Source organism: Caulobacter sp. GW821-FHT09H08 (assembly GCF_059415885.1).
In genome coordinates, this window is the sequence record NZ_JBWKOC010000003.1 from 488,358 (window position 1) to 501,427 (window position 13,070).

Below are 13,070 nucleotides of genomic sequence, written 5' to 3' on the forward strand. Positions count from 1 at the left end.
CCACAAACATTGGGTTGAAGCCGTCGCAACGGCGAGTTCCGCCAAAGTCTAGGAATATGCGAGTGCTGTCGAAAGTCCTGTCCGCTCGGACGTCCGTTGTCGCCCTGGCGCTTGCCATGGCCGTGGCCGGTCACGCCGAACTCGCGCACGCCGAGACCTTGGCCGACGCGATCACCGCCGCCTATCAGACCAACCCGAACATCCAGGCCCAGCGCGCGGCCATGCGCGCCCTGGACGAGAACTACGCTCAGGCCCGCGCCGCCTACGGCCCGCAGGCCAGCGCCTCGATCTCGGAAGGGTACGGCTGGAACAAGTCGCACCGGGTGCGCAGCGGGACGGAAGCGGCCAGCCAGACCAACCAGCTGTCGCTCAGCCAGATCATCTACAGCAACGGCCGCTACGCCTCTCGCCTGGGCGGCGTCGAGGCCCAGATCCGGGCCTCGCGCGAAAGCCTGCGCCGGCTGGAGATGGACCTGCTGGTCCGCGTGACCAACGCCTATGTCTCGGTTCGTCGCGACCGCGAGGTGCTGCGCATCGCCCAGGGCGGCGAAGCCTGGCTGCGCAAGCAACAGCAGGACACCGAAGACAAGTACAGCGTTCGCCAGGTCACCTTGACCGATGTCCAGCAGGCCAAGGCCCGTCTGGCCGGCGCGACCACCCAGGTCGCGCAGGCCCAGGCGCAGCTCAACGTCTCGGTGGCGTTCTACGCCTCGCTGGTCGGTCACCTGCCCCAGACGCTGGATCCGGAACCCGATATCGACGACCTGCCCCAGTCGCTCGACGAGGCGTTCAACCTCGCCGAAGAGGCCAACCCGACCCTGCTGCAGGCGTTCTACACCGAGAAGGCCTCGCGCCTGGGCGTCTCCGAGGCGAAGGCCCAGCGCCTGTTCTCGGTCTCGGCGCGTGCGGACTACCGCAACGGCCCCAGCATCTCCTACGTCGACAAGATCCCGTATCGGGAGAACAGCCTGACGGCCAGCGTGGCGCTGACCCAGCCGCTGTTCAGCGGGGGCCAGCTGGCCGCCGCCGTTCGCCAGTCGGTCGAAGAGAACAATCGCGACAAGCTGCTGATCGAGGATGCGCGCCGCAACATGGTGCTCAACGTCTCGCAGGACTGGGACCAACTGACCGCCGCGCGTTCGTCGCTGGTCAGCATCGAGGCTGAAATGGAGGCCGACAAGATCGCCTTCATCGGCGTCCGCGAGGAAGAACGCTTCGCCCTGCGCAGCACGATCGAGGTGCTGAACGCCCAGGCCGAACTGCAGAACGCCCAGATCAACTTCGTCCGTGGCCGGGCCAACGAGTTCGTCGGTCGCGTTCAACTGCTGGCGCAGGTCGGCACGCTCGAGGTCGGCAACCTAGCGCCAGGCGTCGAGCCCTACGATCCCGAGCGGCACTTCAAGAAGATCCGCTACAAGGGCATGCTGCCGACGGACCTGGTCGTCATGACCCTGGACCACATCGCCGCGCCGCTCGTGCCGCCGCTGAAGCCGAGCAAGCCCAAGGCTGGGGACACCACGCCGATCCGTCCGCCGTCCACCCCGCTGCCCGCCGCGCCGCCGTCGGCTGACAAGGTCGTGCCGCCGCCCGCGATCAGCGACCTGCCGACGCCGAACGACGGCCCGGTGGCGACGGCGCCGAAGGGCTAGGCCCCAGAAGGCTAGCCTAGCGGCAGCAGGGCGCGGATCATCCGCGTCCAGGCTTCCGGATCGAAAGAGACATGGCGGTTGCGCACGGTCGCAGCCGCCATTTTCGTGCGCGCGGCGTCGTCGCCGATCATCCGCGCCAGCTTGGCGGCCGCGTCCTCGACGCTGGCGTCGGCCCAGCGTCCGGCGCGATAGATCAGGTCGCCGCCTTCCACCGGGATCAGGGCGTAGTCGACCAGCTGACTGGACGCGGGGTCCATGAATTCGACGTTCGAGGACCAGCCTGTCGCCAGGGTCGGCTTGCCCAGCCAGATCGCTTCGGCCAGCAGCAGGCCGTAACCCTCCGAACGATGCAGCGACAGGACGATGTCCGCGCTGGCGGTCAGGGTCGCCATCGCCTCGGCCGACAGGTTCTCGGTCATCAGCCGGATGGTGGCGTCATCGGCCACCTCCGCCCGCAGGGCTTCGAAGGTCTCTGGATGGCGGTCGGCCCCGACCACCTTGCAGACCAGCAGGGCGGGTCGTCCCGACGCCTCCACGGCCCGCTGGAAGGCCTGTAGGGCGGCGCGGGGGTTCTTGCGCTGGGCCGAGGAGCGCAGGTCGAAGGCCATCAGCACCACGACGGCGTCGTCGGGCAGGGCGAAGCGGGCGCGGTCGGCCGTGGGGCGCGGATTGAGATAGAGCGGGTAGGGAACCGGCGAGACCGTGATCCGAGGCGGCGCGATCTTGCGGATGGCGTCGGCGGCGAAGGTCGAGGGCGTCCACACCTCGTCCACCAGGTCGAAGGCCCGGGCCCAGTCGGCCGGGGCGTCCTCCAGCTCCCAGGCCCAGTAGCCGATGTGGCGACGGCCTTCGAACGGCCGTCCCTCGGTCGCGCGCGCCCAGTCCAGCAGCTCGGGCGGATTGATGTGCGAGATCACGACGCCCCGCTCGTCCGCCGTTGGCGCGGGGAACACGGCCGGCAGGTCCGCGGCGAAGGCGACCTGCGCCGACAGGTCGATGGCGCGGGTGGGCAGGCCGGCGTCCGCGAAGCCGCGCGCCAGCATGCGGGCGCCTTCGCCCAGGCCGTGAACCGCGCCGTGGAAGCCGACGATGGTCACCGGCAGGGCTGGGGGCAGGTTCGAGCGCGGCGACCTGCGCAGCGCCCGCGCCAGCAGGATGCGGTCCGCGCGGGCCTTCTTCATGTCGTCGAACTTGTCGGCGAGGCCGCGATACGCCGCACCCGGCGCGCCGGCGGCCAGATGCGCGGTTCGGCGCACCGGAACCGGCAGGTTTCGCCACAGCGCGAGAAGTTTGGACGTCATGAACCGAGTGCGGAAAACGCCCGTCGAGGGCGACCGGCTCTCGACCTATAGCGGCTCGCGCGCCGGGAGCGCCACGGGAAAGGCGAGCCGATCCGTTACGCGAACGTGTTACGCGAACTTGTCAGGGGGGGCGTTTCCGGGCAGCAATGCAGACACTTCAGCGCGAATGAATGAGGCTCCGAGTGTCGACCGAATGGAACGCCGGCTACGTTACCGACGTGAACTATACCTTCGGCTACTACGGGGAGCTGAATGCACTCCGTTGCCGGTTACCGTTGCTGTTGACGGGGCAGCATGCGCCGAAGATCGAGAACGCCTGCGAACTGGGATTTGGCCAGGGCTTGTCGGTTTCGATCCACGCGGCGGCGCAGCCAGGCGTCAATTGGTACGGCACCGACTTCAATCCGTCGCAGGCGGTGTTCGCCTCGGAGATGGCGCGGTTGTCGGGCTCCGACGCCAAGCTCTATGACGAAGCCTTCGCGGAGTTCTGCAATCGCACGGACCTGCCGGACTTCGATTTCATCGGCCTGCACGGAATCTGGACGTGGATCTCGGACGAGAACCGCGGAATCCTCGTCGACTTCATTCGCCGCAAACTGCGTCCGGGCGGCGTGCTCTACATCTCGTACAACACCAATCCCGGTTGGGCGGCCCACGCCCCGATCCGTCACCTGATGAAGCGCCACGCCGACGTGATAGGCGCGCCGGGCTCGGGGATCATCGCCAAGACGGGCGCCGCCCTGGACTTCATCGAGCAATTCTTTGGCACCGAGCCCGCCTATACCCGCGCCAACGCGACGGCCGTTGAGCGCTTCAAGCAGATCAAGGGGCAGGACCGGAAGTACCTGGCTCACGAGTACATGAACCGGGACTGGCACCCGATGTACTTTTCTGACCTGGAGAACTGGCTGAGCGACGCCAAGGTCGGGTTCGCGGCTTCGGCGCATCCGCTCGACGGCCTTTACGACCTGAGCATGACGCAGCAGCAAGCCGCGTTCATCCAAGCCGTGCCCGATCCGTCGCTCCGAGAGACGCTGCGGGATTTCTGCACGAACCAGCAGTTCCGCCGCGACTATTGGATCCGGGGCGTGCGCCAGGTGACTGGCCATGAACAGCTGTCCGCGCTCCGCGAGCAGCGCATCGTGTTGACCGCGACCAAGGACAGCCTGCCCAAGAAGGTGCGGGGACCAGGACGCGAAGCTGGGCTGCTCGATGCGATCTACGACCCGATCTACGCGTTCCTGCTGGATCATAAGCCACACTCCATCGGCGAACTGGAAGCGCATCTGGTGGGCAGGGACATCAACTTCGGCCAGTTGACCTCAGCCGTGACGATCCTGCTGGGTCTCGGCGTCATCCAGCCGGTGCCGGCTGGTCATGACCTGGAGGCGGCGAAGGCGCGCAGTCTGGCCCTAAATACGGCCATCGCACAGCGCTCGCTGTCTGGCGGCGACATCTCCTACTTCGCCGCGCCGCTCTATGGCGGAGGCATTTCCGCGCCGCGCTTCCACCAGATCTTCTGGCTGAGCAAGCAGAGCGGCGGCAAGACGCCCGACGATTGGGCCAGCTTCGCCTGGCGTCACATCTCGGCCTTGAACCAGTCGCTGGTCAAGGACGGGGCTCCCCTGCAAGGCGACGCCAATCTCGAGGAGTTGAAACTCCAGGCCAAGGAGTGGGGCGATCGGATCCTGCCGCTCTGGACCGCCCTGGGCATCTGAGGACGCCTGGACCTGCGCGCCTAGCGAGAGTGGACTTAAATCTCCTCGCTAGGCCGCACCGCGCAGAGGATGAATCGTTTGGAAACGATTCTCGCCTGCTTGGAGAATGATCGCCAAATCTTCAAACGCTTTTTGGCGTAGTTGAAAGCGTCCAAGGTGTAGTTTGCGCATTCGCGCAAATCCTGACCGAAAACTCAATGTTTAGGCTTCGGTACTGGATTAATGCTTTGCGGGATAAACCTGCGTTGCAGAACTCTATCAATCGAAGACTCTCCGATGCCTTTCTCAAGCGGCATGGACCCTCGACCGATATTTCTAGCTTGGCCGTGAGAATCTGGCGGCGCTGTCGCAATATCGGAAGTTGCAGTTCGAATTCACGACGAAATGTCGGATTCTCGTAGCAAGGAGGTTGCGAACCTCGGCCGCTTGGGGTAAGAAGGTGTTGTCTACCCACAAGACTTCCCATTAGCCCCGCCGGAGACCGAGTCACCGGCGGGGCTTATTGTATCTGGGGTCTTGATGTCGGCGATCGAGAGAACGCAGCGCCCGTGGGCGCGTTCCTCCAGCCCAGCTTCCTAAATGCGATCTTCCGGCGGGTCGGTGTGCAGGCTCGTCAGGTGCGGGCCGTGGACCACCGGCTGGCGCTCCAGGATCTGGCGGACCTTGCGCACGGCGGTCGAGGCGCGGCTACGGCGCTGACGCCAGAGCAGCAGCGCCATGGCGCCCAGCGTCGCCGACAGGAAGGGCAGGGGGCCCAGCAGCCAGACGGCGGCCGCCAGGGCGAAATAGTAGGCACGAACGCCGGCGTTGAAGGCCGACAGCGCGGGGTTCAGGATTCCACCGGCGGCTTCGGCATATTCGGCGAGCACCGAGGGCGGCGCCCACATGGGCGCGGCGCCGATGGCTGCCACGCAATAGTTCATCTGCCGGATCGCCCAGATGAAATCGAGCAGGCCGCGCGCCAGGGCGACCAGCACCAGGCCCAGCTTGACTTGGAACATCATCGGCGAGGTCTTGGCCAGGACCGCCAGCCCCTCGACGCTTTTCCACGCATTGTCACCGCCGAACAGCACGCCGGCCGCCGCGGCGATCAGGATCAGGTTCGACGAGGCGAAGAAGCTGGCCGAATTAATCGCGTGGCCCAGCAACTGGCCGTCCAGCAGCGCGATCTCGCGCACCGCCATCTCCTGCATCCACCGGCGCCGGATGACGGTCATGTCGGTGTTCAGAACGCCGCCGCCCTCGCCCAGGCGCTTGAGCATGGGCTCGTACAGCAGCCAGCAGGCGGCGAAGACGGATAGGACGATGATATCGAGCAACGGCATGGGCGAAACCTAGCGGGCCGCGAAGAGTCGGAAAACCGGCTTAGTCCTCATGAATGAGACTATTGCGCCCGGTGTCTTTGAGGATGATCGAGCAGATCAGGCCCAGGGTCATCACGGCCGCGACGTAGATGTAGAAGGTGCTCTCCATCTTCTCGTGCTTGAAGGCCAGGGCGACCATCTCGGCCGTGCCGCCAAACAGCACGTTGGCCAGGGCGTAGGGCAGGGCCACGCCCAGGGCGCGGATCTCGGCCGGGAACATCTCGGCCTTCACCACGGCGCTGATCGAGGTGTAGCAGGACTGGATGAGCATGCCGGCCAGGATCAGCCACAGGGCGCCGGTGATCGAGGTGGCGTGGCTGATGCCGGTCATGATCGGCCAGATGGTCAGGGCCCCGCCGCCGAAGGCCAGGATCAGCATCGGCTTGCGGCCGAACTTGTCGGAGAGCCAGCCGGCCAGGGGCTGGGCCAGCATGAAGCCGATCAGGCTGAGCGCGCTGACCTCCGAGGCCTGGGCCTTGCTGAAGCCGGCCGTGTTGACCAGGAACTTCTGCATGTAGGTGGTGTAGACGTAGAAGGTCAGCGAGCCGCCGGCCGTCAGGCCCATGATCAGCAGGCTCTCGCGCGGATGCCGGCGGATCAGCGGCACGATCAGCGACACGAAGAACAGCACCAGGAATACGGCGGCGGCGATCTGGCCCGGCTTGGCCAGCGCGCCCTTGGTGACGCCCAGCACGCCGGCGATGATGGTCAGCAGCAGGAAGACGCCGGCGCTGGTCACCTGGCCGCGCGACAGGGTCTCGCGCTGGGCGGGGCGCTTGAAGGCGATGCTCTCGTCCAGGCCTCGGCGGATCCAGAACACCACGACCGCCAGCAGGGCGCCGATGATGAACGGTACGCGCCAGCCCCAGGTCTTCAGTTCGGCCTCGCCCAGGGTGCGCTGCAGGACGATCAGCACGCCCAGCGCCAGCAACTGGCCCGCGATCAGGGTCACGTAGTGGAAGCTGGACCAGAAGCCGCGCCGGGCCTTGCCGGCCATCTCGCTCATATAGGTGGCGCTGGCGCCGTACTCGCCGCCGACCGACAGGCCCTGCAGCACGCGGGCGAACAGCAGGATGGCCGGGGCCCACAGGCCGATGGTCGTGAAGCTGGGCGTGACGGCGATGATCAGGGCGCCGGCGCACATCAGGGCTACCGAGGCCGACAGGGCGGCGCGACGGCCGGCGTGGTCGGCATACATGCCCATCAGCCAGGCGCCGATCGGGCGCGCGACGAAGCCCAGGAAGAAGACCGCCGCCGCCTGCAGCAGCTGCACGGTCTGGTCGCCCTTCGGGAAGAAGGCGGGCGCGAAATAGAGGGTGAAGGCGGCGTAGGCGAACCAGTCGTACCATTCGACGAGGTTGCCGGCGGAACCGCCCAGGATGGCCTTGGCCCGGGCCACGGGCGAAAGGCGCGCGGCCCCGCTCTCGGATGCCGCTTCGGCGGTCGCCGTCATGTGAAACTCCCCCCTCCCGATATGGAGGGGGAGATTAGGCGAACGCGGTTCTAGGTCTACGTTAAATCCTGCCGAGCAGGACCAGGATGATCAGGATCACGAGGATCAGGCCGAGACCGCCGCTGGGGAAGTAGCCCCACGAGCGACTGTGGCCCCAGGTCGGCAGGGCGCCGATCAGGGCCAGGATCAGGATGATGATGAGGATCGTGCCGAGCATGGTCCGAAAGGTCCTTTGAGCCCGCGCTCGCCACCACGGCGCCGCTGGGGTCACGACTTCGGAATTCGCGGCCTCGCTTGTCGGTTCCGAAGGGTTTGGTTCCCACCGGACATCAAAAAAGTCGAGATCCCGACGCCTAGGCCGGGGTGTCCTGGGCCTTGCGCAAGCGGATCGCCCACAGGGCGCCGATCACGCCGCCCTTCACGCGCGGCAGCAGCAGCAGGGTCAGGATCGCCAGCGGGATCAGGGTCAGGGGCGCGACCAGGAAGGGCGAGGCCTCCCAGATCCAGGGGAAGAACAGCAGCGGCGCGACCACGAGGTGGCCGATCAGCAGGATCGTGAAATAGGCCGGACCGTCGTCGGCCGGATAGCAGCCCAGCTCGTGCCCGCAGGCCTCGCACTCGGGATCGACCTTCAGGTAGCGCATGTACAGGCGGCCGTCGCCGCAGTTGGGGCAGCGGTGCAGCAGGCCACGCTTGAGGCCGGTAAGCATCGGGGACGGGACAGGGGACTCTGACATGGCGCTCATATGCGCCTCCCGAGGCGGCAGGAAAAGGGCGACTTGCCGTCGCACGGCGACGTTTTGTCCATGCTTTCGGTAAGTAAAGGTCAACCTCGTTCGAGAATTGATCTGGATCAATCCGTGCAAACGATGTCCGGTCGATCTCGCGCGATGATCCTGGTTAATGAAGGATATTCTTAGACCGATGTTCTAGGATCTCGAGTCCTCGATCCGGGGTCTTGGAACTTCGATCTCTGGTCGGCGTTCACCGCGTGACGCTCGAAAGGCCTTCGGATGACCGAACAAGACCCTCGCCCGCCAGAACCTTCGGAGCCGCCGACTCCGCCTCGAAAGGGGACCGGCGCGTCCAAGGCCGAACACGCCGTCCGTCATGCGCCGGAGGGCGCCGTCGCGCCGCATGAGAAGCGGGCAATCGGCGCCGAGACCTCGCGCGAGGAAGACGCCTAGGTCCGAGGGCTAGTGCTTGGCGTCGCGAGCAGCGCCGGCGACGGCCTTGCCGGCCGACGAGACGTCGCGGCCCGCGCCTTCGATGGTGTTGCAGGCCGAAACCAGCAGGGCGGCCGCGGCGGCGGCCAGGACGACGATCTTACGCATGTCGGAAAGCTCCAGTTCGGAAGGCGGCGGGACCTTAGCCGTGGCGCGCGCCGGGCTTCAAGAGCCCGGCGCGGCGTGAGGCTTAGCGGACGCGGCGGACCGAGCTGTAGCGGTCGTTCTGCTTCTTGGGCAGGCTGGCCGTATCGTAGTCGTAGCGCCAGCACTTGCCCTGATAGTAGGCGTGCTCGCAGAACTCCCACGATCCGCGCTGGATGCGCATGGACGAGACGCGGTCGTTGAAGCCGAGGCGCGCCAGGTCCGGCGTGTCGCCGCGTAGCGGGCGGGCCTCGCCGCGGAAGCCGTCGTGTTCGAACAGGACGACCTCGCCGCCGGCACCCCAGCGGTCGCCACGGCGGTCATCACGTCGGTCGTCGCGGCGATCGTAACGGTCGTCACGACGGTCCCAATTGCGATCCTGAGCCACGGCCGAGCCGACGGTGAGCAGGGTCAACGCCCCGCAGACGAGGGTGAGAGCGATCTTGCGCATGGGATGGTCTCCTTAGCGGACGCGACGGATCGAGCTGATCGCGTCATTCCATTCACGGGGGAGGACGGCCTGGTCGGCGTCCAGGCGGCTGCAACGACCCTGGTAGTTGGCGTGCTCGCAGATCTCCCAGCGGCCGCCGGTGCGGCCGATCTGGATCGACGAGGCCTTGTCGTTGAACTTGACAGCGCCCAGGTCGGGCATGTCGCCGTTCACCTCGAAGGCGCGCCCTTGGTACTGGGTGTCCTCGAACAGCACGACGCCATCGCGCGAGCCGCCGCCCGGACGACCGCCGCCGCCGTTGTTCCAGCCACCGCCATTGTTGCCACCGCCGCCACCGCCGCCGCCGTTCCAGCCGACGCATTGCAGACGGCCGTCACGGTTTTCCAGGCCCTGGCTGCCGCAGTCGCGGGTGCGGGCGCTGGTCCATTCCCAGCCGCCGCGGCTGCTCTGGCAGCGCGCCCAGACCTGGCCGTTGAAGGCCGTGATCTCGCGACACGAGCGCAGATAGGAGCCACGCGGCGGCTCGTCGTACTGGCCGTTCCAGCTCGGCGCCTGGGCCGAGGCGGCGCCCGCCATTCCCAGGCTCATCACGGTAAGGGCCAGCAGGCCGAAGGTCTTGCGCATCAGAATTCCCCACCTGAAGCTTCGTTGTCGAAACCGAGCTAGCCGTTTCTCAACTGAACGGCGCCTGAACGGCCCAGCTTTTTACGATCACCGATCTCCGGGGCGATAGTCCACCCTGACGTGTCCCTTCAGCTGTTCTTCGGTGAACCAGACCGGCTTGGTCTTCATGGCCACGAAGAGCGGGGTCTGGTCGGCATAGTGGGGCGACCTGGCGTCCAGGGTGGCCGAGCCGAACTGGTGGATGCTCTCGGAATGCAGCGTCCCGGCTTTGTCCCAGGTGACGAACATGACGAAGGTGTCGCCGCCGTCGGCGGTGGTGGTGCCGTCCTTCTCCGGCGTCCCCCACACCGAGCGATAGGTGTCGGCCGCGCCGTCGATGGGCAGGTTCACGGTCCCGCGCCGGATGCGGTTGACCTGGCCCCACTCGGGATCGAGGCGGCCGAAGTGGGTCTTCAGCGTGAGGATCGCCGCGCGCAGGCTGTCGATGGGCGCCGGCGCCGCATCGCCGTTCGAGCGGGCGAACAGGATCGGCTGGGTCATCAGGGCGACCAGGGCCGCGCCGCGATCGTGGACGTCGGCCTTCCTGTCCCAGCCGCGCAGGATCGCCTGGGCCTTGGCCAGGTCCGGTTCGCCCTTGGCGTCGATCGCCAGCACCTCGCGGACCATCTCCATCACCGAGGAGCGGTCGCTGAAGGCCACGTCGAACTTGTGGGCGCGGAAGCTGGCGTCGGTGAGGGCGTGGTCGGTCCCGAAGGTCTCCAGCGCCCGCCAAGCGCGGTTGGTCATGTTGCTCTGCAGCCCCATGGAGGCGGGGAAGGCCTCGGGCTTCAGGTTGTCGGCGTCCTCGCTGGCGCGGAACGGGGTGTTGTTGGAGTTGAACACCAGGCCCGACTTCGGATTCCACAGCTGCGGGGTCTGCTCGACCGGGCGGTAGCCTTGCCAGACGAGGTCCGAGCGGTCGCCGGGCAGGATGCCCTTCCAGTCGGCGGCGACCGTGCGGTTCGGATACTGGCCGTTGTGGACAAAGCCGATGTTCCCGGCCGCGTCGCCATAGATGTAGTTCAGGCTGGGGATGGCGTGGGTGGCGATGGCGGCGCGCCACTCGTCCACGGTCCGGGCCCGGTTCAGTCGCCAGTACTGCAGCGGCTGGCGCCACTCGCCCATGCCGGCGTAGCGGATGGCGAAGACGCCGTGGTCGGTCTCCAGCACCGGCCCGTGCACTGAGCGCAGTACGGCCTTCTTCACCGGCAGGACGATGGGGCCGAAGAGCTTCACGCGCAGGGTGACATAGCGCTTGTCGAAGGCCTTCCACTGGCCGTCCAGCCGATACTGGTTCTTGTCCGCCGGGTTGATGGTCAGGCGGTAGATATCGACGAGGTCCGGCTTGGACACGGTGTTGGCCCAGCCCAGGGTGGCGTTGTGGCCGTGCAGCATGAACGGCGCGCCGGGGAAGAAGCCGCCGGCCACGTGCCAGCCTTCGCCGCTCTCGACCACGGCCTCGTACCAGGCGACCGGGCCGGTATAGGGCTGATGCGAATTGACCAGCAGCCGCGTGGCCCCGTCGGCGCTGCGCGAGGGCGCGGTGGCCAGGCCGTTCGAGCCCTTCGGCGGCGGGCCTTTCTCCGCAGGCGCGGTCAGATGCTTCAGTTCGGTGTCCAGGCCGTAGAAGAACGGCTGCTTGAAGACGAAGCCGGCCTCGATGTCCTTGCCGGTCAGCGGCAGCAGGCCCGGCTTGACCTTCTCCGGATGCTTGGCGGCGTAGACGCTTACGCCGTCGGCATAGGCCTCCATCACCTTGCGCAGGTCGGCCGGCAGCTCGGCATAGTGCTTGTCGACCGTCGGCCAGACGTCGAGCAGGGCGGCGACATAGTCGGTGGGCGCGGCCTTGGCGCCCTTGTCGCGGGCCAGGACGCCGCGCGTGGCCAGCACCACGTCCTGCAGGGTGTCGAAGTCATCCTCGCTCTGGGCGTAACCGAGACCGAACGCGGCGTCGGCGTCGGTCTTGCCCAGGACGTGCGGCACGCCCCAGTCGTCGCGCCGGATGCGGACGTCGTAGTGGCTGGCCTTCTCGAGCAGGACCTGGCGATCCGGAGCCTTGGGCAGGCTGGCCTGGTCGATGGCGATCAGCGCCGCGCCGGCCAGAACGACAAGCGCCAGCAACGCGCCGACCCCGCGCAGGACCCACTTCATACCGGTCTCCCCAGACTTTTGTTCGTTATCGGCGATCATGCGGGGCGGCGCCGGTCGAAGGAAGAGCCGCTTTCGACGAAACCTTGCTGAAACTTCATGATAACGCCGTTCGCCCAGCGTCGCGGGCCTGCTACGACAAGCGCCACAACAAGGGAGGCGCGCTCATGGCTCGCAAGCACGTGGTTTCGGCTCTGGTCATCCTGACCATGAGCATCGGCGGCGCGGCGTTCGCCGAAGTCCCCGCCAATATCGCCAAGGCGCTGGCCGATCCGTCGCGCCCGGCGGCTGACACCGCCCGCGACGCAGCGCGACATCCGGGCGAGATCCTGGCCCTGGCCGAGGTGAAGTCGGGCGACACCGTCGTCGACTACGTGATGGGCGGCGGCTACTTCACCCGCATCCTGTCGGCGGCGGTCGGCCCCAAGGGGACCGTCTACGCCTACCAGCCGGCCGAGTTCATCAAGTTCATGCCCAAGTACGGCGAGGACCAGAGACTGGTCGCGGCGGCGCTGCTCAACAGCAAGCCGATGAACGGCCCGATGACGGCGCTGGACCTGCCCGACAATGTCGACGCGGTGATCACCGTCCAGAACTATCACGACATGCACCTGAAGCCGTTCCCGGTGGACACGGCCGCCAAGGCCAATGCCGAGATCTTCAAGTCGCTGAAGCCGGGCGGGGTCTTCCTGATCGTCGACCACGCCGCCGTCGCCGGCTCGGGCATCACGGCCGCCGACACCCTGCACCGCATCGACATCGCCGCGGTGAAGAGCGAGGTCGAGGCCGCTGGCTTCAAGCTGGAAAGCGAAAGCCCGCTGCTGGCCAGCAAGGACGACCCGCATACGGCCAGCGTGTTCGATCCGTCGATCCGGGGAAAGACCGATCAGTTCATTCTGAAGTTCAGGAAGCCGAAGTAGGCTCAAACGCCCAGCGACCGTCCTCGCCCTTCG

Annotated in this window: 12 protein-coding genes; 3 read left to right on the top strand and 9 right to left on the bottom strand. The window is 66.9% G+C overall.

Going from position 1 to position 13,070, the window contains the following annotated elements; all coding sequences use genetic code 11:
* Nucleotides 1–56 precede the first annotated feature (56 nt).
* Nucleotides 57–1,649 carry a TolC family outer membrane protein gene (locus tag AC07NN_RS11895; RefSeq protein WP_494640923.1) on the top strand — a complete coding sequence of 531 codons (1,593 nt, stop codon included), beginning with the start codon at nt 57–59 and terminating at the stop codon, nt 1,647–1,649.
* Between the two features lie 11 nt (nt 1,650–1,660).
* Here AC07NN_RS11895 and AC07NN_RS11900 read toward each other — a convergent pair whose 3' ends face one another.
* Nucleotides 1,661–2,950 carry a glycosyltransferase family protein gene (locus AC07NN_RS11900; RefSeq protein ID WP_494640925.1) on the bottom strand — a complete coding sequence of 430 codons (1,290 nt, stop codon included), beginning with the start codon at nt 2,948–2,950 and terminating at the stop codon, nt 1,661–1,663.
* A gap of 182 nt (nt 2,951–3,132) precedes the next feature.
* Here AC07NN_RS11900 and AC07NN_RS11905 point away from each other — a divergent pair, with 182 nt between their 5' ends.
* Nucleotides 3,133–4,668 carry a methyltransferase regulatory domain-containing protein gene (locus AC07NN_RS11905; protein WP_494640927.1) on the top strand — a complete coding sequence of 512 codons (1,536 nt, stop codon included), beginning with the start codon at nt 3,133–3,135 and terminating at the stop codon, nt 4,666–4,668.
* Nucleotides 4,669–5,243: 575 nt separating this feature from the next.
* Here AC07NN_RS11905 and AC07NN_RS11910 read toward each other — a convergent pair.
* From AC07NN_RS11910 to AC07NN_RS11945, 8 genes are all read right to left on the bottom strand, one after another.
* Nucleotides 5,244–5,993, bottom strand: coding sequence for a DUF599 domain-containing protein (locus tag AC07NN_RS11910; protein WP_494640929.1), 750 nt, complete (start codon nt 5,991–5,993; stop codon nt 5,244–5,246).
* A 40-nt stretch (nt 5,994–6,033) separates the two neighbouring features.
* Nucleotides 6,034–7,485, bottom strand: a complete 1,452-nt coding sequence (locus AC07NN_RS11915; RefSeq protein WP_494640931.1) for an MFS transporter — start codon at nt 7,483–7,485, stop codon at nt 6,034–6,036.
* Nucleotides 7,486–7,546: 61 nt separating this feature from the next.
* The gene (locus AC07NN_RS11920; RefSeq protein ID WP_165185512.1) at nt 7,547–7,702 is read right to left on the bottom strand and encodes a DUF3309 family protein; all 156 of its coding nucleotides are present in this window, start codon (nt 7,700–7,702) and stop codon (nt 7,547–7,549) included.
* A 136-nt stretch (nt 7,703–7,838) separates the two neighbouring features.
* The gene (locus AC07NN_RS11925) at nt 7,839–8,231 is read right to left on the bottom strand and encodes a DUF983 domain-containing protein (RefSeq protein WP_494640933.1); all 393 of its coding nucleotides are present in this window, start codon (nt 8,229–8,231) and stop codon (nt 7,839–7,841) included.
* A gap of 450 nt (nt 8,232–8,681) precedes the next feature.
* A complete protein-coding gene (locus AC07NN_RS11930; protein ID WP_494640935.1) occupies nt 8,682–8,819 on the bottom strand; it encodes an entericidin A/B family lipoprotein in 138 nt (45 codons plus the stop codon).
* A gap of 82 nt (nt 8,820–8,901) precedes the next feature.
* Nucleotides 8,902–9,306 (bottom strand): beta/gamma crystallin-related protein, encoded by a 405-nt coding sequence (locus AC07NN_RS11935; RefSeq protein WP_494640937.1) that lies wholly within the window; start codon nt 9,304–9,306, stop codon nt 8,902–8,904.
* 12 nt (nt 9,307–9,318) lie between these two features.
* Nucleotides 9,319–9,930, bottom strand: a complete 612-nt coding sequence (locus tag AC07NN_RS11940; RefSeq protein WP_494640938.1) for a beta/gamma-crystallin — start codon at nt 9,928–9,930, stop codon at nt 9,319–9,321.
* A gap of 87 nt (nt 9,931–10,017) precedes the next feature.
* The gene (locus AC07NN_RS11945; RefSeq protein WP_494640940.1) at nt 10,018–12,120 is read right to left on the bottom strand and encodes an acylase; all 2,103 of its coding nucleotides are present in this window, start codon (nt 12,118–12,120) and stop codon (nt 10,018–10,020) included.
* Nucleotides 12,121–12,284: 164 nt separating this feature from the next.
* Between AC07NN_RS11945 and AC07NN_RS11950 the strand changes: the two genes are divergently transcribed.
* Nucleotides 12,285–13,037, top strand: coding sequence for a class I SAM-dependent methyltransferase (locus AC07NN_RS11950; RefSeq protein WP_494640942.1), 753 nt, complete (start codon nt 12,285–12,287; stop codon nt 13,035–13,037).
* The last annotated feature ends 33 nt before the right edge of the window (nt 13,038–13,070 follow it).

Excerpts from the sequence above, each read along its gene's own strand:
- AC07NN_RS11895 (WP_494640923.1), top strand. The coding sequence starts at position 57 with ATGCGAGTGCTGTCGAAAGTCCTGTCCGCTCGGACGTCCGTTGTCGCC.
- AC07NN_RS11900 (WP_494640925.1), bottom strand. The coding sequence starts at position 2,950 with ATGACGTCCAAACTTCTCGCGCTGTGGCGAAACCTGCCGGTTCCGGTG.
- AC07NN_RS11910 (WP_494640929.1), bottom strand. The coding sequence starts at position 5,993 with ATGCCGTTGCTCGATATCATCGTCCTATCCGTCTTCGCCGCCTGCTGG.
- AC07NN_RS11915 (WP_494640931.1), bottom strand. The coding sequence starts at position 7,485 with ATGACGGCGACCGCCGAAGCGGCATCCGAGAGCGGGGCCGCGCGCCTT.
- AC07NN_RS11920 (WP_165185512.1), bottom strand. The coding sequence starts at position 7,702 with ATGCTCGGCACGATCCTCATCATCATCCTGATCCTGGCCCTGATCGGC.
- AC07NN_RS11925 (WP_494640933.1), bottom strand. The coding sequence starts at position 8,231 with ATGAGCGCCATGTCAGAGTCCCCTGTCCCGTCCCCGATGCTTACCGGC.
- AC07NN_RS11930 (WP_494640935.1), bottom strand. The coding sequence starts at position 8,819 with ATGCGTAAGATCGTCGTCCTGGCCGCCGCCGCGGCCGCCCTGCTGGTT.
- AC07NN_RS11935 (WP_494640937.1), bottom strand. The coding sequence starts at position 9,306 with ATGCGCAAGATCGCTCTCACCCTCGTCTGCGGGGCGTTGACCCTGCTC.
- AC07NN_RS11940 (WP_494640938.1), bottom strand. The coding sequence starts at position 9,930 with ATGCGCAAGACCTTCGGCCTGCTGGCCCTTACCGTGATGAGCCTGGGA.
- AC07NN_RS11945 (WP_494640940.1), bottom strand. The coding sequence starts at position 12,120 with ATGAAGTGGGTCCTGCGCGGGGTCGGCGCGTTGCTGGCGCTTGTCGTT.
- AC07NN_RS11950 (WP_494640942.1), top strand. The coding sequence starts at position 12,285 with ATGGCTCGCAAGCACGTGGTTTCGGCTCTGGTCATCCTGACCATGAGC.